The organism is Denitratisoma sp., assembly GCA_032027165.1.
Classification (GTDB): domain Bacteria; phylum Pseudomonadota; class Gammaproteobacteria; order Burkholderiales; family Rhodocyclaceae; genus Desulfobacillus.
Genome location: JAVSMO010000001.1, coordinates 1163568 through 1183448, shown reverse-complemented (window position 1 = coordinate 1183448; position 19881 = coordinate 1163568). Strand labels below are relative to the sequence as shown.

Here is a 19881-nt window from a genome sequence, read left to right as displayed (position 1 = left end):
GATGGGGTTTTGGCTCCCCGACCTGGGCTCGAACCAGGGACACACGGATTAACAGTCCGTTGCTCTACCGACTGAGCTATCGGGGAATTGCCGAGGCGCGAATGTTAGACATTTCGTCGCAGTGCGTCAAGCCGTTTGCTTCCGAATAATGTGTAGAATCGCCGCAATTACCTGGTTCGCATAAAAATGGACAAGAAAACGGTTTTCGTCAAAACCAAGGAGGGGGAAGAGGCGATGCGCCAGCGCACCCGCCTCGTCCAGCGCAACCTGCGCAGCATTCTCATCATGGTCGACGGTCAGACCACGGTGGCGGAGTTGTCCAGGCGATTCGGCGACAAGAATGCCGCGGAGGCTGCTCTTGCCGAACTGCTGGCCGGCGGCTTCATCGCCGAGCAGTTGGACCAACTGGACTTCACCAAGGTGCAGCCTCCTGAACTGAAGAAGGAGCCGGTCGAGGATGTGCCTGAGCTGACGAGCCAGATCACGCCGCCGCCCGCCCAGAATCCGCTGCCCGCTCCGCCACCTGCGGCCGAACCGCCGCCCCTGCAGCCGGTGATCGAGGAAATCGAGCTGACCGCCCCGGAATATGAATCCCTGCCGCCGCCCGCTCGGCCGGTGCCGCGCCCCCAGCCTGAGCGGGCTGCAGCCGGAGCAGGCTGGATGGGCAGGATCAAGACACTCTTTGCCAAGCCGGAAAAGCCGGCAATCCGGCCTCAACCGGAAAAGGAGAAGAGGAAAGCGGAGCGACAGGAGGAAGAGTACGAGGGGGAGTCGATCGGCGGCGCCGACCTGGAGCCGATCAGGCGCGGTCGGAAATTCAATATCGGCTGGCCTGTTCTGGCCTTGTCCGCCGTCGTCGGCATTCCCGTCCTGCTGGTGCTGACTTTGCTGCTGTATCCCTATGGCCGCCATCTGCCGGCCATCGAGCGAAATGCCTCGGCCTATCTGCAAGCTCCCGTGAAGGTCGGCGATATCGGCTTTTCATTCCTGCCGCGCCCGCATATCGCGCTGCGCAACATCAGTGTCGGCAAGGACGAGGCGCCCCTCAGCATTGCGTCGGTGCGAGCGGTGCCGGATTTCTTCTCCCTGCTGGGCGAGAGGAAGGTTTTCCACGAACTGACCTTCAGCAAGATCGCCGTAAAGGATGCCGGGCTGGGGAAGTTGGCCTTGGCCGCTGCCGGAAGCCCGCCTGCGGAAATCCGTCACATTTCGCTGAGAGAGTTGAGTCTGGCGGCGGGCGATGCCAGACTGGGTGGTCTCAACGGCGAGATCAAGATGACCGCTTCGGGCACGGTGGAGACCATCCAGTTGAGCAACTCGGATGCGTCCCTCAAGGTCGACCTGCAGCCTCAAGGCGAGGCTTATCGGGTCGCAGCCACCGGGAACAACTGGACATCTCCTTTCAATCCGAAACTGACATTCCAATGGCTGGAGGTACAGGGCGAATTGCGGCCTGCCAGCCTGGCGCTGGGCAAGATCGACGGCAGGGCCTACGAGGGATTGGTCGAGGGGAAGGCCTTGCTGGGCTGGTCCGGCGGCGCGACGCTCAGCAGCGATCTGGAACTCAAGCGACTGAGTGCGGACAAGCTTCTGACTGCACTTGGATCGGCGCTTTCCGCCGAGGGCGAGCTGAGCGCACGACTGAAACTCGCTGCCAAGGCGGGCAGTCTTGGCAAGCTGGCCGAGGCGCTGCACGTCGACGGAACCTTCGAAATGAAGCGCGGCACGGCCAAAGGCTTCGATCTGGGCGAGGCCGTGCGCAACACCGGGCGCGGTCCGACGCGGGGCGGCGAGACGAAATTCGAACAGCTGTCGGGAACCGTCGATGTTGATCCGAAGGATTGTCGCCTGGGCAATCTGCACCTGGTGTCCGGCCTGCTGACGGCCGGGGGCAGTGTCGGCATCGCCCGCAGCGGTTCGTTGGGCGGCGCCGTGAATGTCGAACTGAAGAGCTCGGCGGCGACGCTTAGAGTGCCGCTGGCTGTCGGCGGCACGACGAAGGATCCGATGCTGACGCCGAGTCGCCGATAATCCGCGCAGGATTGCAAACGGAAACGGGCGCCCGAGGCGCCCGTTTGCTTTCGGCGCTTGCGCGCGTTATATCTTGATGACGGCGGCAATCGCGTCGGCGACATAGTCGAGGTTACGCGTGTTCAGCGCGGCAAGGCAGATACGCCCGGTGCTGACGGCATAGATGCCGAACTCGGTCTTCAGGCGCTCGACCTGCTCGGCAGTCAGGCCGGTGTAGGAGAACATGCCGCGCTGCCTGGCGACGAAGGAGAAGTCCTGTGCGACCCCGCGGGCCGCGAGCTTGCCGACCAGACCGGTGCGCATGGCGCGGATGCGGTCGCGCATGCCGGCCAGTTCCTCTTCCCACGTCTTGCGCAACTCGGGGCTGGAAAGCACTGCCGCGACGACCGCGCCGCCGTGGGTCGGCGGGTTGGAGTAGTTGGTGCGGACGACGCGCTTCACCTGCGACATCACGCGCGCCGATTCGTCCTTGCTTGCGGTGACGATCGACAGCGCGCCAACCCGTTCGCCGTAGAGCGAGAAGGACTTCGAGAAGGAGCTGGAGACGAAGAACTGCAGGCCGGAGGCGGCGAACAGCTTGAGGACCAGCGCGTCGGGCTCGATGCCGTCGGCGAAGCCCTGGTAGGCCATGTCGATGAAGGCGACCAGGCCGCGTGCGCGGACGACTTCGAGCACTTCCTTCCACTGCGCTTCCGAGAGGTCGGCGCCGGTCGGGTTGTGGCAGCAGGCGTGCAGGACGATGATCGAGCCGGCTTGCAGGCCTGCCAGGCAGGATTTCATTCCGTCGAAGTTCACGCCCTTTGTGGCGGCATCGTAATAGGGATAGTTTTCCACCGCGAAGCCGGCTGATTCGAAGAGGGCGCGATGGTTCTCCCAGCTCGGGTCGCTGATATACACCTTAGCCGCCGGCAGCAGGCGCTTCAGGTAGTCGGCGCCGACCTTGAGGGCGCCGGTGCCGCCGAGCGCCTCGATGGTGACGACGCGGCCGTCCTTGACCAGGGCGGAGTCGGCTCCGAACAGCAGGTTCTGCACGGCCTGGTTGTAGCTGGCCGGTCCCTCGATCGGCTGGTACCCGCGCGCGGGCATGGATTCGAGGCGGGCCTTTTCCGCCGCACGCACGGCGGCGAGCAGGGGAATCTTGCCGTTGTCGTCACAATATACGCCGACGCCGAGGTTGACCTTGGTGGTGCGCGTGTCGGCGTTGAAGGCTTCATTCAGGCCGAGGATAGGGTCGCGGGGGGCCAGTTCCACCGCTGCAAAAATCGAGGATGTCATGACGAATCGAAAACCGGGAATGAAAAGGCGGGCGTATTGTACCTGCGGCGCGGCTCTGCCCCAAGTGAAGGCGTTTATCGGCTTATAGGGCAAGGAACGGCTTTGCGCCCGCCTCCATTACGGCGGATTCCAATGCGATTACAATCGCATCATGACGCGCAATTTTGCCTTGGTGCCTGCTGCCGGAACGGGTACCCGCATGGGCGACGGACAGCCCAAGCAATACCATCTGCTCGCCGGGCGGCCCATGATTCGGCACGCCCTCGAGGTGCTGTGCGCCTCGCCCCGCATCCAGCGGGTGTTCGTCGTCCTGGCCGAGCGGGACGATCTCTGGGAACGCTTCGACTGGTCGGAACTGGGCGTCAAGCTTTCCATCCTGCGCTGCGGCGGGCCGACGCGGGCGGACAGCGTGCTGAACGGCCTGACGGCCATCTCGGCCGTGGTGAAGCCGGACGACTGGCTGCTGGTGCACGATGCGGCGCGGCCCTGCCTGTCTGCGGCGCAGCTCGATGGTTTGATCGAACGGGTCGGCAATGACGAGACGGGCGGCATTCTTGCCGTGCCGGTGGCCGATACACTGAAGCGGGCCGGTCCAGATGGCCGCATTGAGGCGACGATGCCGCGCGAGCACCTGTGGCAGGCGCAAACGCCGCAGATGTTCCGCTACGGCCAGCTGCACGAGGCGCTGTCCCGCTGCCGGAGCGTCACCGACGAGGCCGGCGCGCTGGAGGCGCAGGGACACCGTCCGCTGCTGGTGGCTTCAGACGCCAGCAACCTGAAGGTGACCTATCCGGCCGACCTGGCCCTTGCGGAAAAAATCTTGCTGGAAAGGAAAGGAACGTGATGCGCATCGGCCAAGGCTTCGACGTACATGCCCTTGTGCCGGGCAGGAAACTGATCATCGGCGGGGTGGACATCCCCTTCGAGCGCGGTCTGCTCGGCCATTCCGACGCCGACGTGCTGCTGCATGCCGTGACGGACGCCTTGCTCGGCGCTGCCGGCCTCGGCGATATCGGGCGGCATTTTCCCGACAGCGATGCGCGTTTCAAGGGGGCCGACAGCCGCAAGCTCCTGCGCGAGACGGCGCGCTTGCTGGAAGCGGCGGGCTATCGCACGGTCAACCTTGACGCCACGGTGATTGCCCGCGCACCGCGCATGGCACCGCACGTGGCGGCGATGGCGGCCAACATCGCCGCCGACCTCGGCATCGCGCCCGGCGACGTCAACATCAAGGCCAAGACCACCGAGGGCCTCGGTTTCACCGGCCGCGGGGAGGGCATCGCCGCCCAGGCGGTCGCCCTGGTCGAGCGTGTCGGCGGGTAAGACGCACCGCGTCTTCTTTGCCCTCTGGCCCGACGACGACGTCGCGCGACGGTTCGACGAGGCCGGGCGCCGGGCACATTGGGCGCTGGGCGGGCGCCGCATGCGGCGGGAGACCCTGCACCTGACCCTGGCCTTCGTCGGCGACGTCGCGCCCGATCGTCTCGCTGAATTGTGTGAGATCGCCGGCGCAATATGCCTGCCGGCCTTCGATCTCCTGTTCGACCGTGGCCAGTGCCTGGCGCGCAAGCGGATCTTCTGGGCGGCGGTCGGCACGATTCCCGTGGCATTGCGCGATTTGGCTGTCGGGCTCAAGGAACGGCTCGGGTCGGCGGCGTTTCGCACCGAAGACAGGCCTTTTGCCGCCCATGTCACGCTGCTGCGCCATGCCAATTGCGCGGTGGCGCCCGGAGACGACCTGCAGATCGAATGGCCGGTGCGGGATTTCGTGCTGGTCGAATCGGAACTGAAGCCGGAAGGTGCAAGCTACCGCATCGTCGGCCGCTGGCCCCTGCAAACCGGCAGTTGACAGGAAGCTGTCAGACCTGCAGCCTTTCGAGCAGCTCCGTCTCCAGACGCAACAGGGTGGCCGTCTTGGCCAGTTCCACGCCGCTGATCAGGAAGGTGTCTTCGACACGTTCGCCGAGGGTGGCGATCTTGGCGGTGTGAACATTGATGTTGTGTTCGTCCAGAGTGCTCGCCACGGTGAACAGCAGGCCGGGCCTGTCCGCCGCGATGACCGACAGCAGGCATTGGCCGGCCTTTTCCGTCGAACGAATTTGCACTTCCGGGCTGATCGGGAAGTTGCGCACCTGGCGCGAGATGCGGCCGCTTGACACTTTTTCGGGCGCCACTCCGCAAGCCAGCCGGGCCGCCAGGTCATGCTCGATTAGGCTGATCATGTCCCGGTAGGCCAGTGTGCCGTCCGGATCGAGCAGCATGAAGCTGTCGAGCGCGTAGCCGTGCCGGGTAGTGTGGATTTTCGCTTCGACGATGCTGTAGCCGAGTCGGCTGAAGAAACCGCACAGGCGGGCGAAGAGGTGAGGCTGGTCCGGTGCATAGACCATCACCTGCAGGCCTTCTTCGCCGATGTGAGGCAGGCGTGCCTTCACTACGGGCTGCAGCGGCGAGGGCCGGTGGTAGAGGGCGCGCGTGTGCCAGGCGATCTCCTCGGCGTCGTGGCGCAGGAAGTACACCGTATCCAGTTCCTTCCAGAAGGCGTCCTCGATGCCCTGGCGCAGGCCGAAATAGCGCAGGAGGCGGCGCGCCTCCTCCTGCCGCTCGCTGATGCCCATGGCCTGCTGCGGCGAGGCGCCGCGCAGCAGGCGCAGGCTGGCGTTGTAGAGGTCCTCCAGCAGCTTGCCCTTCCAGCCGTTCCAGACTTTGGGACTGGTGCCGCGGATGTCAGCTACGGTGAGCAGGTAGAGCGCCGTCAGGCGGCGTTCGTCGCCGACCAGGTCTGCGAAGGCGCGCACCACGGCAGGGTCGGCCAGGTCCTGTTTCTGCGCGACGTTCGACATCGACAGATGGTGCTCGACCAGCCAGACCACCAGCGCCGTATCCTCTTCGGCCATCTCATGCTCGCGGCAGAAGCGACGTGTGTCGGTCATGCCCAGTTTCGAGTGATCGCCGCCACGTCCCTTGGCAATGTCGTGGAAGAGGGCGGCAAGGTAGAGCAGCCAGTGCTTCTCGAAGCCGGCCATGAGGCGGCTGCAGAAGGGGTATTCGTGGGCGAACTCAGGCAGGGTGAAGCGGCGCAGGTTGCGCACCACCATGAGGATGTGCTGGTCCACGGTGTAGACGTGGAACAGGTCGTGCTGCATCTGGCAGACGATGCGGCGAAAGGCCGGAATGTAGCGGCCGAGGATGCCGTACTGGTTCATGCGCCGTAGCTCGTGCACCAGGCCGCGCTTCTGCTGGAACAGCTGCAGGAAGGCGGCCCGGTTGCAAGGGTTCCGGCGAAAGTCAGGCCCGACGAGACGGCGCGCCCGCCACAGGGCGCGCAAGGTGCGCGCCGTCATGCCCTTCAGTTCGGACCGTTGCTGCATGAGCAGGAAGCTCTCGAGGATGGCCGAGGGGGTTTTCTCGAAGACGTCCTCGTTGCGCACGTCCAGCAACTCGTGGTCCATCTGGAAGCGGGCGTTGATGATGATCGGCACCCTGTTCGGTTCTGGGAAGATTTCTGCACCGAGGTTCTGCAGCAAGATGGTGTTGAGCTGGGTGACGGATTTCGCCGTTCTGTAATACCGCTGCATGAGCAGTTCGGATGCGCGCCGGGTTCTGCCGGCGGCGATGCCGAAGCGGCTGGCAATGGCTTCCTGGTGATCGAAGAGGAGCCGGTCCTCGCGCCGCCCGGTGAGGTAGTGCAGACGGATGCGGGCATGCCTGAGGAAGGTCTCGAGGCCCTTCAGTTGCAGCGCCTCGCCACGGGTGATGTAGCCGCGGCGGGCCAGATCATTCCAGGATTCGCCCAGGCCGGCCGCGCGGCTGATCCACAGGATGACCTGCAGGTCACGCAGGCCGCCGGGACTCTCCTTGCAGTTGGGCTCCAGGGCGTAGGGCGTTTCCTGGTGTCGCACGTAGCGTTCGTCCTGCTCCAGACGCTTGCCCTTGAAGAAGGCCTTGGGATCGAGCTGTGCCCGCATTTTTCCGGCGAAATCGGTGAACAGGCTGCGACTGCCGCAGATCAGGCGGGCTTCCAGCAGGTTGGTCTGCACGGTGATGTCGCGCGAGGCCTCGTCGGCACATTGCCAGACGGTGCGGACGCTGTGGCCGATGTCCAGGCCGATGTCCCACAGCAGGCCGATAAGATCCTCGAGCTGGCGCTCGGTGTCCCGGGCGACGCTGTCCGGCAGGAGGAAGAGGAGGTCAACATCGGATGCAGGGAACAGTTCGCGCCTGCCATAGCCGCCGACTGCGACCAGGGAGAGTCCCAGCGGCAGGCGGGCCTCCTGCCAGAGTGTTCTGAGAACATCGTCGACCAGCTGGCTGTGACCGCGCAGCAGCCTGAGCGCATCGCCTTTGGCTTCGTAAGACTGGCGCAGAGCTGCCTGGCCGCTGGCCAGTACGCTCTTGAGACGGCCGGCATGTTGCCGCAGGGGGGTGGTTTCCCCGGTCGGCGCAGACTGCATGCTCAGCCCCGGAGCTCCGGTTTGGGCGGCGAGCCGGCAGACAAGGTCAGCACTTCAGCACCGGATTCGGTCACCAGCACGGTATGTTCCCACTGGGCGGACAGGCTGCGATCCTTGGTGACGATGGTCCAGCCGTCGGGAAGTTCCGAGATGGCTGCCTTGCCGGCGTTGATCATCGGCTCGATGGTGAAGATCATGCCGGGGCACAACTCCGGCCCGCTGCCCGGTCGGCCGTAATGCAGCACTTGCGGTTCTTCATGGAATTGGCGGCCGATGCCGTGGCCGCAGAACTCGCGCACGACCGAAAAACCGTTCGACTCGGCGTGGCGCTGGATGGCATGACCGATGTCGCCCAGATGGGTGCCCGGCCTCACTTGTTCAATGCCCAGCCAGAGACACTCGTAGGTCACCGCGCAAAGCCGCTTGGCCAGGATGCTGGCTTCCTTGCCGACGATGAACATGCGCGAGGTATCGCCGTGCCAGCCGTGCTTGATGACGGTGATGTCGAGATTGACGATATCGCCTTTTTTCAAGGCCTTGTCGCCCGGCACGCCGTGGCAGACCTGGTGGTTGACCGAGGTGCAGATGGACTTGGGGTAGGGCTTGTAGCCGGGCGGGGCGTAGTTCAGGGGTGCCGGAATGGTGCCTTGCTCGTTGACCATGTAGTCGTGGCACAGGCGATCGAGTTCCGCCGTGGTGATGCCCGGTTTGACGTGGGGTTCGATGTAATCGAGGACTTCCGAGGCCAGTCGGCCGGCGACCCGCATCTTTTCAATTTCTTCGGGGGTCTTGATGACGATGCTCATGTCTCTGGGGGTGCGGTACATAGGGGTGCTCAAAGATGAATTATGCTTGAAAATGCAAGGAAAAAACCGTTATAATGCGCGACTTGCCAGCCTTCGGGCCGGCAAAATTCACACGCCCGGCGCCGAAAGGGTGCCCGCAACAACGCAGCACGGCCGGGCGGAGGCCAACCCTTATCGGAGAATCTGATGTCTACGACCATGCGTCAAATGCTGGAGGCGGGTGTCCATTTCGGCCACCAGACCCGTTTCTGGAATCCCAAGATGGCCCCCTTCATCTTCGGCCATCGCAACAAGATCCACATCATCAACCTGGAAAAGACCCTGGTCAAATACCAGGAGGCGATGAGTTTCCTGCGCAAGATGTCGTCGAACAAGGGCACCGTGCTCTTCGTCGGCACGAAGCGCCAGGCGCGCGAGATCGTGCGCGAGGAAGCCCTGCGTGCCGGCGTGCCTTTCGTCGACGAGCGCTGGCTGGGCGGCATGCTGACCAACTTCAAGACGGTCAAGCAGTCGATCAAGCGCCTGAAGGAGCTCGAGACGATGTCGCAGGACGGCACCTTCGAGCGCCTTGGCAAGAAGGAGGCGCTGATGCTCCAGCGCGAGTTGGTCAAGCTGGAGAAGAGCATCGGCGGCATCAAGGACATGAACGGCCTTCCCGACGCGATCTTCGTCATCGACGTCGGCTACCACAAGATCGCCATCACCGAAGCCGGCAAGCTGGGCATCCCGGTGGTCGCCGTGGTCGACACCAACCACACCCCCGAAGGCGTCGCCTACGTCATTCCGGGCAACGACGATTCCAGCCGGGCCATCCGCCTGTATGCGCGCGGCGCGGCCGATGCGGTGCTGGAAGGCCGCAGCCAGTCGGTGCAGGAAGTCGTCGCCGCGGTTTCCGACGACTTCGTCGAGGTTGACGAGGGCGGCGAAAGCGCAGCGGCCTGAGCATCGGACAGAAAGAACCCCGCGGGGCGGCACGGCCGCCCCGCTGTGCATCAACAGCATGAATTCAGGAGCAAGCATGGCGGAAATCACCGCTTCGATGGTTAAAGAACTGCGCGAGAAGACCGACGCGCCGATGATGGAATGCAAGAAGGCCTTGACCGAAGCCGGCGGCGACATGGCCAAGGCCGAGGAGATCCTGCGCGTCAAGCTGGGCAACAAGGCCAGCAAGGCCGCCTCCCGCGTGGCGGCCGAGGGCATGGTCGGCGTCTTCATCGCCCCGGATGCCAAGCTGGGCGCGATCATCGAGGTCAATTGCGAAACCGATTTCGTCGCCAAGAACGACGACTTCCAGGCCTTCACCAAGGCTTTGGCCGAACTGGTGGCGAAGCAGAACCCGGCCGACGTCGCCGCCCTGTCGGGACTGACTTTGAACGGCGCCACGGTGGAAGCCACGCGCACGGCGCTGGTGGGCAAGATCGGCGAGAACATGTCAATCCGCCGCTTTGCCCGCTTCGAGGCGAAGGGCAAACTGGTGAGCTACATTCACGGCGGCGCCAAGATCGGCGTGCTGGTGGACATGACGGGCGACGACGCCTTGGCCAAGGACGTCGCCATGCACATCGCCGCTTCCAAGCCGAAGGCGCTGGACGCTTCCGGCGTGCCGGCCGACCTGCTGGACACCGAGCGCCGCATCGCCGTCGAGAAGGCGCGCGAAGCCGGCAAGCCGGAGGCTATGCTGGAGAAGATCGCCGAGGGCACGGTGCAGAAGTACCTCAAGGAAGTGACCCTGCTCGGCCAGGTGTTCGTCAAGGCCGAGGACGGCAAGCAGACCATCGAACAGTTGCTCAAGGCCAAAGGCGCCTCCATCGCCGGCTTCCAGCTCTACGTGGTCGGCGAGGGCCTGGAGAAGCGTTCCAACGACTTCGCTGCCGAAGTGGCCGCCCAGGCCGCCGCGGCCGCCGCCCGCTAAGCATGGGAACACCCGCCTACAAGCGCATCCTGCTCAAGCTGTCGGGCGAGGCCCTCATGGGCAGCGAAGCCTACGGCATCAACCGGGAGACGCTGGCGGGGATCGTCGCTGAGATCAAGTCGGTCGCCGACCTGGGGGTCGAGATCGGCGTGGTCATCGGCGGCGGCAACATCTTCCGCGGCCTGGCCGGCAGCGCCTCCGGCATGGATCGCGCCACCGCCGACTACATGGGCATGCTGGCGACGGTGATGAACGCCATGGCGCTGGCCGACGCCCTGCGCCAGGCCGGCCTAAACGGGCGCGTCCAGTCGGCGCTGAACATCGAACAGGTGGTCGAGCCCTACATCCGCGGCAAGGCCATCCGCTACCTGGAAGAGGGCAAGATCGTCGTCTTCGCAGCGGGCACCGGCAACCCGTTCTTCACCACCGATACCGCCGCCGCGCTGCGCGGCTCCGAGATCGGCGCCGAGATCGTCATCAAGGCGACCAAGGTAGACGGCGTCTATACCGCCGATCCGAAGAAGGATCCGACAGCGAAACGCTACCACCGCGTCAGCTTCGACGAGGCGATCGGCAGGAACCTGCAGGTGATGGATGCCACGGCGCTGGCCCTGTGCCGCGACCAGAAACTGCCGATCAACGTCTTCAGCATCTTCAAGTCTGGCGCGCTGAAAGCGGTCGTCCTCGGCGAGGACGAAGGCACCATGGTTCATTGTTGAGGAGAGATCAGGATGATCCCGGAGCTCAAGAAATCGACTGAACAGAAAATGCAGAAATCGCTCGAGGCGTTGAAGAACGACCTCGGCAAGGTGCGCACCGGACGGGCCCACGCCGGCATCCTGGACCACGTTCAGGTGGACTACTATGGTTCCATGATGCCGATCAACCAGGTGGCCAACATCAACCTGATCGATGCCCGCACCATTGGCGTGACGCCTTGGGAAAAGAAGCTGGCGCCGGCCATCGAGAAGGCGATTCGCGATTCCGATCTGGGGCTCAACCCCTCCTCGGTGGGCGATACCGTGCGCGTGCCCATGCCGGCCCTGACCGAGGAGCGCCGCAAGGACCTCATCAAGGTGGTGCGCGGAGAGGCGGAAAATGCCCGCGTGGCCGTGCGCAACCTGCGGCGCGACGCCAACCATGCCCTCAAGGAGGCCATGAAGGCGAAGACCATTTCCGAGGACGACGAGCGGCGCGCGCAGGAAGACGTGCAGAAGCTGACCGACCGCACCATCGCTGAGATCGACAAGGCGCTCGCCCAGAAGGAAAGCGACCTGATGGCCGTCTGACGGTCCATCACGCGGCGCCCGGAGAAGCTGCCGTGACCCTTTTTCCCAGTTCCACGCAGGAAATTCCGACGGTCGGCGACGTGCCGCGCCATATCGCCATCATCATGGATGGCAATGGCCGCTGGGCCAAGAAACGCTTCATGCCGCGCGTGGCCGGCCACAAGCGCGGCGTCGAAACCGTGCGCGAAATCATCAAAGCCTGTGTTCAGCGCGGCGTTTCCTACCTGACCCTGTTCGCCTTCAGTTCCGAAAATTGGCGCCGGCCCCAGGAGGAAGTGTCGTTCCTCATGCAGCTTTTTCTGCGAGCACTGGAAGATGAAGTGGTCAAGTTGCATGAAAACCGTATCCGTTTCCGCGTCATCGGCGACCTCTCCCGGTTTGATCCGCAGATCGTTGCGCTTATCAAGCGAAGCGAGGCGCTGACGGCCGGGAACTCCGCACTGACCCTCACCATTGCGGCCAACTATGGTGGTCGATGGGATATCCTGCAGGCGGTGGAGAGGATGCTGGCCGCCAATCCGGACAAGAGGGGCAGCTTCACCGAGGCCGATCTAGCCGCCCATCTGACCCTCAATTACGGCCCGGAACCCGATCTTTTCATACGCACCGGCGGAGAGCAGCGGGTCAGCAACTTCCTGCTGTGGCAACTGGCCTACAGCGAGTTCTATTTCACTGACACGCTCTGGCCGGAGTTCGATGCGGCCGCGCTCGATCTGGCCATTGCCTCATACCAGCAACGGGAACGCCGCTTCGGCCGCACTTCCGAACAGCTCCAGACGGATGGCACGCCGGCAAGGCCGGAGGATCCGGCCCGTTCCTCGGCCGCAAGCGAGAATGCTTAAGGCGCGGGTCGTCACCGCATTGCTTCTCCTGGCGGGTTTCCTCGCCGTGCTTTTCCTGCTTCCGTTTTCCGGCTGGCTGCTGTTTGCCTCCGTGGTTGCCGGCGTTGGAGCCTGGGAGTGGGGTGGCCTGATGAAACTGGACGCCCCTGGCCGGCGGAACTACGCATTGGCCTTGATGGCCTTGTGCGCTGTTCTCGGCTGGCTTGCTTTCGACATCGGGACGGGGGCCACCCGCCAGGTGGCATTGCTGTCGGCGATTTTCGTTCTGGCTACGGTGTTTTGGCTGTTGGCCGTTCCGCTCTGGCTGAGAACAAAATGGCCGACCTCCGCCCGAATTCCCGGCCTGCTGGCAGGAGCTGCCGTTCTTATTCCAGCCTGCCTGGCGCTGATGCAACTGCGTGTATTTGCACCGCTTTTCCTGCTGGCTTCCATGGCCTCCGTTTGGGTGGCCGACATTTCAGCCTATATCTGCGGACGCACCTTTGGTCGCCATAAACTGGCGCCAGCCATCAGCCCGGGAAAGACCTGGGAAGGAGCGATGGGAGCTGTTGCCGGGGTATTGATCTATGGATTGGCAGTCGCATGGGCCGCCGGCAGAATGCCGACCACTTCAGGTGCCTGGATCCTGTTCACGATGTCTCTGGTCGTGCTCACGGCCGTCAGCATTCTTGGCGATTTGTTCGAGTCGCTGGCCAAACGACAGGCAGGCGTCAAGGACAGCGGAGCGACCCTGCCGGGGCATGGCGGTGTGCTTGATCGAATCGACAGTCTGACCTCCACCTTGCCTCTGGTCGCCCTTGCAGTGCTTCTTTGGGAAAGGCAGACGCCATGAGCCCCCCCAGGCAAAAGCTAGTCGTGCTGGGCGCAACCGGGTCCATCGGCGTCAATACCCTCGATGTGGTCTCGCGTCATCCCGATCGCTACGAGGTACTCGCGCTTTCGGCCCTGAACAGGATCGATCGACTGGCCGAGCAGTGTGCCCGGTTCCACCCACGTTTTGCAGTGGTGGGGTCGGATGAGGCGGCTGCCAGCCTGAAAGAGTTGTTACGCCAATCCGGTAGCGGGACAACCGTTCTGGCCGGTGTGGAATCTCTGGAAAGAATTGCCAGCCTGCCCGAGGTCGATACCGTCATGGCAGCCATCGTCGGTGCCGCTGGCCTGCGTCCGACCTTGGCGGCGGCCGGGGCGGGCAAGAGAATTCTCCTTGCTAACAAAGAAGCGCTGGTCATGGCTGGGCCGGTCTTCATGAAAGAAGTGCAGCGGAATGGATCTGTCCTGCTTCCGATAGATAGCGAGCATAACGCGATATATCAGTCACTTCCAAGAAATTATTCAAGTAATTTAGAGGACAGCGGAGTGCGCCGTATATTGCTTACTGCCTCCGGCGGGCCGTTCAGGCAAATCCCATTAGAGGATCTCGAACAGGTGACACCCCAGCAGGCTTGTGCCCATCCGAACTGGGTGATGGGTCGCAAAATATCGGTCGATTCGGCAACCATGATGAACAAGGGCCTGGAAGTAATCGAAGCACATTGGCTGTTCAATGCCCCCCCTGATCGCATCGAGGTCGTCATCCACCCGCAAAGCGTAATCCATTCCATGGTCGAATACGCCGACGGCTCGGTCATCGCCCAGCTCGGCAACCCGGACATGCGCACCCCCATAGCCTATGCGCTGGGTTTTCCAGAGCGCATTGAGGCGGGCGTCGAGCCTTTGGATCTCTGCAGAATCGGCACCTTGAATTTCGAGCGCCCCGATTTTCAGCGCTTCCCCTGTCTCAGGCTGGCATACGAGGCTTTGGCAGAGGGAGGAAACGCACCGGCCGTCCTGAACGCTGCAAATGAGGTTGCGGTCGAAGCTTTTTTGGGCGGGAACCTTGGATTTACCCGCATTCCTGGGGTGATCGCCCAGACGCTGGCTGATGTTCCTTGGAAAGAGGTCGCAAGCTTGGAGGACGTTCTGGCGGCCGATGACGCCGCGCGCGAAGTGGCGCGACTTCATGTAGCCGTTCTCGGCCATTCCGCATGAGCAATTTCCTGTTTTATCTGGGTGCGTTCGCCTTGGCTTTGGGGTTGCTGATCGTGGTGCACGAAGCCGGGCATTTTGCGCTTGCCCGCTGGTGCGGCGTCAAGGTGCTTCGCTTTTCCGTCGGCTTTGGCAAGCCCCTTCTGTCGTGTCGCTTCGGTCGGGATCAAACAGAACTGGCTTTGGCGATTTTCCCCTTGGGCGGGTACGTCAAGATGCTTGATGAGCGGGAAGGGGAGGTCGAGGCCGCAGAGTTGCCGCGCGCATTCAATCGACAGCCGGTGTGGAAGCGATTTGCCATCGTTCTGGCCGGCCCCGTGGCCAATTTCTTGCTGGCGATCTTCATGTACTGGGTTCTCTTCGTCCATGGCGTGGAAGAACCCAGGCCCGTGCTGGGCAAGCCTGCGGCACAGTCGATGGCCGAACAGGCCGGGTTCAAGGAGGGGGAACTGGTTCGCAGCATCAATGGCCAGGCAATTGCTTCATGGCAGGAGCTGCGCTGGGAACTGTTGCAACAGGCGATTGCCAAGAGCGGAGTCACTATGGAAGTGATCAACGATAGGCAAGAGGTATCCTTCCGAAAACTCGACCTTGCCTCAATCGACACCTCCGACCTGGAAGGGGACATCCTTCAGCAAATGGGTTTCCGCTTCTTCCGGCCGCAATTACCGCCGGTTGTCGGCAAGATTGCTCCCGGCGGGGTGGCCGACTTGGCTGGCCTGCGCGAAGAGGACAGAATCCTGGCCATCGATGGCGTGCCGATTGCAAGCTGGACGCAAGTGGTGACGATTATCCGAGAGGCGCCGGGACGGCCCCTCGGTCTTGCTGTGGACCGCCAGGGCAAGACAATCAGCCTGTCGGTAACGCCGACTGAAGTGGATGATCGTGGCAAGCGCATTGGCCGCATCGGCATCGGAGTGCAGGAGGTGGCGGTCGACCGTGCGGCACTGACGATCGTAGTCAGATACGGACCGCTCGAATCCCTAGTCAAGGCCTCCGGCCAGACTTGGGAAACTTCCGTTTTCAGCCTGACAATGTTGGGACGGATGATCGTGGGGGGAGTGTCCTGGAAAAACCTGAGCGGGCCCGTAACGATTGCGGATTATGCAGGGCAATCGGCAAAGCTCGGGCTGGCGTATTACATCAAGTTCCTGGCTCTGATCAGCATCAGCCTGGGTGTCCTCAACTTGCTGCCTATACCCTTATTAGATGGCGGACACTTGATGTATTATATTGTCGAGATAATCAAAGGTGGTCCGGTTTCCGAACGCGTGATGGAGATTGGCCAGCAGATCGGCTTGGCGTTGCTGGCCATGCTGATGGCTTTTGCCTTTTATAACGATATCAACCGCCTTGTTTCCGGCTGAATCAATGAAAAAGAAAATACTCCCGGGCCTGCTAGCCGCGCTCTTTTCCGCTTCCGGCTTCGCCTTTCAGCCTTTTGTGGTGAAAGACATTCGAGTCGAGGGCATTCAGCGTACCGAAGCCGGCACGGTATTCAGCTATCTGCCGGTAAAGGTCGGCGAAACCATGACCGACGAGAAGGCAGCCCAAGCCATCAAGGCGCTTTTCGCCACGGGATTTTTCAAGGATGTTCGGATCGAGGTCGAGAACGATGTGATCGTTGTCGTCGTGGAAGAACGCCCGGCCATTGCCACCGTGGATTTCGTTGGCATCAAGGAGTTCGACAAGGACGCCCTGAAAAAAGGTCTAAAGGAAATCGGCCTAGCCGAATCACGCATTTTCGACCGCTCGATGCTTGAAAGGGCCGAACAGGAGCTTAAGCGGCAATATCTGAGCCGTGGCCGTTATGCCGTCAATATCACCACCACCGTAACGCCCCTCGAGCGAAATCGGGTCGGCATCAACTTTGCGGTTGATGAAGGCGATGTTGCCAAGATCCGGCAAATCAATATCGTCGGCGCACAAGCCTTCAAGGAAAAGGATCTGCTCGACTTGTTCGCTCTGCGCACCCCAAACTGGATCAGCTGGTACACGAAGAACGACCAGTATTCCAAGCAGAAATTGTCCGCCGATCTCGAATCGCTCAAGTCGTATTATCACGACCGCGGCTACATTGAATTCGACATCGAATCCACCCAAGTTTCCATCAGCCCCGATAAAAAAGACATTTACATCACCATCAACGTCAAGGAAGGCGAAAAATACACGGTTTCCGCCGTCAAGCTGGCGGGCGAACTGACTTTGCCTGAAGACGAGTTGCGCAAATTGGTCAGGATCAAGCCAGGTGAGGTGTTTTCCAGGGAAAAGCTGACCGAAACCACCAAGCAAATCAACGAAAAGCTTGGCAACGATGGCTTCGCGTTTTCGAATGTCAATGCGGCGCCGGAGATCGACAAGGAGAAGAAACAGGTTGCCTTTACGATCTATATCGACCCAGGCCGGCGTGTTTATGTGCGGCGGATCCACGTAACCGGCAACACGCGGACCCGTGACGAGGTCATCCGTCGGGAGGCCCGGCAGATGGAAGGGGCCTGGTACGACGGTGAGAAGATCAACAAGACCCGGACTCGTGTGGACAAGCTGGGTTATTTCGACGAGGTTAACGTCGAAACGCCGGCTGTGCCCGGCACTACCGATCAGGTAGACGTTAACCTGAATGTGAAAGAGAAGCCAACCGGCAATGTGATGCTCGGCGCCGGCTTTTCAAGTTCCGAAAAACTTGTGCTGTCCGGCTCTGTATCGCAGAACAATATTTTCGGTAGCGGCAAACATCTGTCTGTTAACGTCAATTCAGGCAAGGTCAACAAGGTTTACTCGGTCTCCTTCACGGACCCCTATCACACTGTTGACGGCATCAGCAGGGGGTTTGACTTTTACCGGCGAGACACCGACCCAACTTCGACAGCGATTGCGAACTACAAAACCTCATCGTATGGATTGGGTGTCCGGTACGGATTCCCCATCGCAGAGGACAATTCCATTGGCGTCGGTTTGTCGTTCGATTCCACCAAGGTAAAAACTTTTTCCAACAGCCCTCAGCGATACATCGATTTCGTAAATCAGTTCGGCTCAACGAACACCACATTACTGCTGAATACCACCTGGGCAAACGACCAGCGGGATAGTCTGATTTACACTACGAAAGGATCGTTACAGCGGGCCTACGGCGAGGTGGGCTTGCCCGGCGGCGATCTGAAGTTCTACAAACTCAACTACCAGCATCAGAAGTTCTTCCCGCTCACAAAGGACATTACCCTGATGCTGAATGGCGAATACGGTTTCGGTGACGGCTACGGCGGCGAACCGTTGCCGTTCTTCCGGCATTTCTATGCCGGAGGCATCGGATCGGTCAGGGGTTTCAAGTCCGGCACTCTCGGCCCGCACGACGTCTACCCAAACCACAAGGATGCGCTGGGCGGAAACAAGCGGCTTGTTGCAACAGCCGAATTCCTGATGCCTATTCCAGGCATTGGCTTGGATAGGTCTTTCAGGTTCGGAGGATTCGTCGATGCCGGGCAGGTTTGGGCTACGGGGGCAAAAATGCGCCTGTCCGATTTGCGGTACAGTGTAGGGGTGTCCGTTGCCTGGTCTTCGCCGTTCGGGCCACTCAAGTTCAGTATTGCTCAGCCCATTAATAAAAAATCAGGTGACCAGATCGAGCGCTTCCAGTTTCAGATGGGTACGGCATTCTGAGATTATTTATTCGCAGGAGAATTATGTTGAAAAAAATTGCTATTGTTGCCTTGGCCGGTCTCATGGTGATGGCCATGCCGGCACATCATGCCGCTGCCGCAGAGACCAAGATCGGCTTCGTGAATACGGAGAAGATCTTCCGCGACGCCGCTCCCGCGGTGCGGGCGCAAAAGAAGATCGAGAAGGAATTTGAAAAGCGCGATCAGGAAATGCAGCGCCTTGCCAAGCAACTCCAGACCACCCAGGAGTCCTTGGAGAAAAACTCGGTTACCATGTCCGAGTCGGAGAAACGTAACCGGGAACGTGAATTCAATGAACTGAATCGCGAATTCCAGCGCAAGCAACGCGAGTTCCGCGAGGACCTCAACCAGCGTCGCAACGAGGAACTCGCTGCCGTTCTCGAGCGGGCAAACAAGGCAATCAAGGCGATTGCCGAGGCCGAAAAGTTCGATGTGATCCTTCAGGAAGCCGTGTATGCCGCCCCGCGCATCGACATCACCGACAAGGTCATCAAGGCCTTGGCTGACGGCAAGTAAAGCAGCACATGCATGAGCGAGCGTGCTGACGGCTTTGCGCTCGATGAAATCGTCTCGCGCTTCGGTGGTGCGCTGATCGGCGACGGCAGCCTCCGCGTAGTTCAGGTGGCAACACTTGAGAATGCGGGGCCTGCCGAGATCACTTTTCTGGCAAATCCAAAGTACCGCAAGCAGCTCCAGGCCTGCCGGGCCGGTGCTATCGTGCTTTCTTCCGAAAACGCCCGCGATTGCACACTCCCCTGCATCGTCAGCGACAATCCCTATGCCTACTATGCGCGGGTCGCACAGTTGCTCAATCCGCCCCCGCGACTCCCTGGGGGTATTCATCACTCGGCAGTTGTCGAAGCGGAGCTTCACCCCAGCATATATGTTGGAGCAGGAGCTTATATCGGCAGAGATGTGCGCATCGGTGAAGGCAGCGTCATTGGCCCGGGCTGCATCATTGGGGACGGCGTCGAGCTCGGTGCGCAGGGGCGACTTTACGGCAACGTCACGATCTACTCGGGATGCAGGATCGGCATGCGTGCCATCGTCCATTCCGGCGCCGTGATCGGTGCCGATGGCTTCGGGATTGCGCGCGAAGCCGATGGGAGCTGGACCAAAATTCCGCAGATTGGCCGCGTAATCGTTGGCGATGACGTTGAAATCGGTGCCAACACCACCATTGACCGCGGTGCGCTCGACGACACGGTCATCGAAGACGGCGTCAAGCTCGATAACCAGATCCAAATCGGTCATAACGTGCGCGTCGGTGCCCACTCTGCAATGGCCGGCTGCGTCGGCATTGCTGGCAGTGCCCGTATCGGGCGACGCTGCACCATTGGCGGCGGTGCAATCATACTGGGACACCTGACCATAGCCGACGACGTGAATATTTCCGCTGCCACGTTAGTCACGCGGTCGATCAACCAGGCCGGCACCTATACGGGTGCCATCCCGTTCGAGTCGCATCGAGACTGGCTGAAGAATGCCGCCCATGTCCGCCATCTGGATGCGATGGCGGATAGAATCCGCGAACTTGAAGCGCGGCTGGCACAACTGGAGAAAAAAACTTGAG

The 19881-nt window shown here is 61.6% G+C and carries 18 protein-coding genes and 1 tRNA gene; 15 read left to right on the top strand and 4 right to left on the bottom strand.

The features are described 5' to 3' along the window. Positions 1 to 10: 10 nt before the first annotated feature. Positions 11 to 86: transfer RNA gene (locus ROZ00_05815), tRNA-Asn, on the bottom strand. A 100-nt stretch (positions 87 to 186) separates the two neighbouring features. Here ROZ00_05815 and ROZ00_05810 point away from each other — a divergent pair. Beyond that, a complete protein-coding gene (locus ROZ00_05810) occupies positions 187 to 2031 on the top strand; it encodes an AsmA-like C-terminal region-containing protein (GenBank protein ID MDT3735719.1) in 1845 nt (614 codons plus the stop codon). A gap of 66 nt (positions 2032 to 2097) precedes the next feature. Here the strand turns inward: ROZ00_05810 and ROZ00_05805 are convergent, their stop codons facing one another. Beyond that, positions 2098 to 3306, bottom strand: coding sequence for an amino acid aminotransferase (locus ROZ00_05805; protein MDT3735718.1), 1209 nt, complete (start codon positions 3304 to 3306; stop codon positions 2098 to 2100). 151 nt (positions 3307 to 3457) lie between these two features. Between ROZ00_05805 and ispD the strand changes: the two genes are divergently transcribed. Genes ispD through thpR form a run of 3 tightly spaced genes read left to right on the top strand, consistent with a single transcriptional unit; the run spans position 3458 to position 5155 of the window. Beyond that, positions 3458 to 4150 (top strand): 2-C-methyl-D-erythritol 4-phosphate cytidylyltransferase, encoded by a 693-nt coding sequence (ispD, locus tag ROZ00_05800; GenBank protein ID MDT3735717.1) that lies wholly within the window; start codon positions 3458 to 3460, stop codon positions 4148 to 4150. After that, positions 4150 to 4629, top strand: a complete 480-nt coding sequence (gene ispF, locus ROZ00_05795) for a 2-C-methyl-D-erythritol 2,4-cyclodiphosphate synthase (protein MDT3735716.1) — start codon at positions 4150 to 4152, stop codon at positions 4627 to 4629. The genes ispD and ispF overlap by 1 nt, the downstream gene beginning before the upstream one ends. Then, positions 4616 to 5155 (top strand): RNA 2',3'-cyclic phosphodiesterase, encoded by a 540-nt coding sequence (gene thpR, locus ROZ00_05790; protein ID MDT3735715.1) that lies wholly within the window; start codon positions 4616 to 4618, stop codon positions 5153 to 5155. Before ispF ends, thpR begins: the two co-directional genes overlap by 14 nt. A gap of 10 nt (positions 5156 to 5165) precedes the next feature. On the opposite strand, the gene ROZ00_05785 is transcribed toward thpR, so the two are convergent. Together ROZ00_05785 and map are read right to left on the bottom strand one after the other, a co-directional pair. Further along, positions 5166 to 7757, bottom strand: coding sequence for a [protein-PII] uridylyltransferase (locus ROZ00_05785; protein MDT3735714.1), 2592 nt, complete (start codon positions 7755 to 7757; stop codon positions 5166 to 5168). 2 nt (positions 7758 to 7759) lie between these two features. Continuing rightward, a complete protein-coding gene (map, locus tag ROZ00_05780) occupies positions 7760 to 8563 on the bottom strand; it encodes a type I methionyl aminopeptidase (protein ID MDT3735713.1) in 804 nt (267 codons plus the stop codon). 186 nt (positions 8564 to 8749) lie between these two features. Here map and rpsB point away from each other — a divergent pair, with 186 nt between their 5' ends. The 11 genes from rpsB (at position 8750) to lpxD (ending at position 19880) form a co-directional block, all read left to right on the top strand. Next, a complete protein-coding gene (gene rpsB / locus ROZ00_05775; GenBank protein ID MDT3735712.1) occupies positions 8750 to 9505 on the top strand; it encodes a 30S ribosomal protein S2 in 756 nt (251 codons plus the stop codon). A gap of 76 nt (positions 9506 to 9581) precedes the next feature. Further along, positions 9582 to 10475 (top strand): translation elongation factor Ts, encoded by an 894-nt coding sequence (gene tsf / locus ROZ00_05770; protein MDT3735711.1) that lies wholly within the window; start codon positions 9582 to 9584, stop codon positions 10473 to 10475. A gap of 2 nt (positions 10476 to 10477) precedes the next feature. Continuing rightward, a complete protein-coding gene (gene pyrH / locus ROZ00_05765) occupies positions 10478 to 11194 on the top strand; it encodes a UMP kinase (protein MDT3735710.1) in 717 nt (238 codons plus the stop codon). Positions 11195 to 11206: 12 nt separating this feature from the next. Then, positions 11207 to 11764: a ribosome recycling factor gene (gene frr, locus ROZ00_05760; protein ID MDT3735709.1), complete on the top strand. Its 558-nt coding sequence runs from the start codon at positions 11207 to 11209 to the stop codon at positions 11762 to 11764. A 32-nt stretch (positions 11765 to 11796) separates the two neighbouring features. Continuing rightward, a complete protein-coding gene (gene uppS, locus ROZ00_05755; GenBank protein MDT3735708.1) occupies positions 11797 to 12606 on the top strand; it encodes a polyprenyl diphosphate synthase in 810 nt (269 codons plus the stop codon). Beyond that, a complete protein-coding gene (locus tag ROZ00_05750; protein MDT3735707.1) occupies positions 12599 to 13438 on the top strand; it encodes a phosphatidate cytidylyltransferase in 840 nt (279 codons plus the stop codon). The genes uppS and ROZ00_05750 overlap by 8 nt, the downstream gene beginning before the upstream one ends. Further along, positions 13435 to 14634: a 1-deoxy-D-xylulose-5-phosphate reductoisomerase gene (gene ispC, locus ROZ00_05745; GenBank protein ID MDT3735706.1), complete on the top strand. Its 1200-nt coding sequence runs from the start codon at positions 13435 to 13437 to the stop codon at positions 14632 to 14634. The genes ROZ00_05750 and ispC overlap by 4 nt, the downstream gene beginning before the upstream one ends. Next, a complete protein-coding gene (gene rseP / locus ROZ00_05740) occupies positions 14631 to 15998 on the top strand; it encodes an RIP metalloprotease RseP (GenBank protein ID MDT3735705.1) in 1368 nt (455 codons plus the stop codon). The genes ispC and rseP overlap by 4 nt, the downstream gene beginning before the upstream one ends. A 4-nt stretch (positions 15999 to 16002) precedes the next feature. Beyond that, positions 16003 to 18288 carry an outer membrane protein assembly factor BamA gene (gene bamA, locus ROZ00_05735; GenBank protein MDT3735704.1) on the top strand — a complete coding sequence of 762 codons (2286 nt, stop codon included), beginning with the start codon at positions 16003 to 16005 and terminating at the stop codon, positions 18286 to 18288. Between the two features lie 23 nt (positions 18289 to 18311). After that, a complete protein-coding gene (locus ROZ00_05730; GenBank protein ID MDT3735703.1) occupies positions 18312 to 18824 on the top strand; it encodes an OmpH family outer membrane protein in 513 nt (170 codons plus the stop codon). Positions 18825 to 18836: 12 nt separating this feature from the next. Continuing rightward, positions 18837 to 19880 carry a UDP-3-O-(3-hydroxymyristoyl)glucosamine N-acyltransferase gene (gene lpxD, locus ROZ00_05725; GenBank protein MDT3735702.1) on the top strand — a complete coding sequence of 348 codons (1044 nt, stop codon included), beginning with the start codon at positions 18837 to 18839 and terminating at the stop codon, positions 19878 to 19880. The last annotated feature ends 1 nt before the right edge of the window (position 19881 follow it).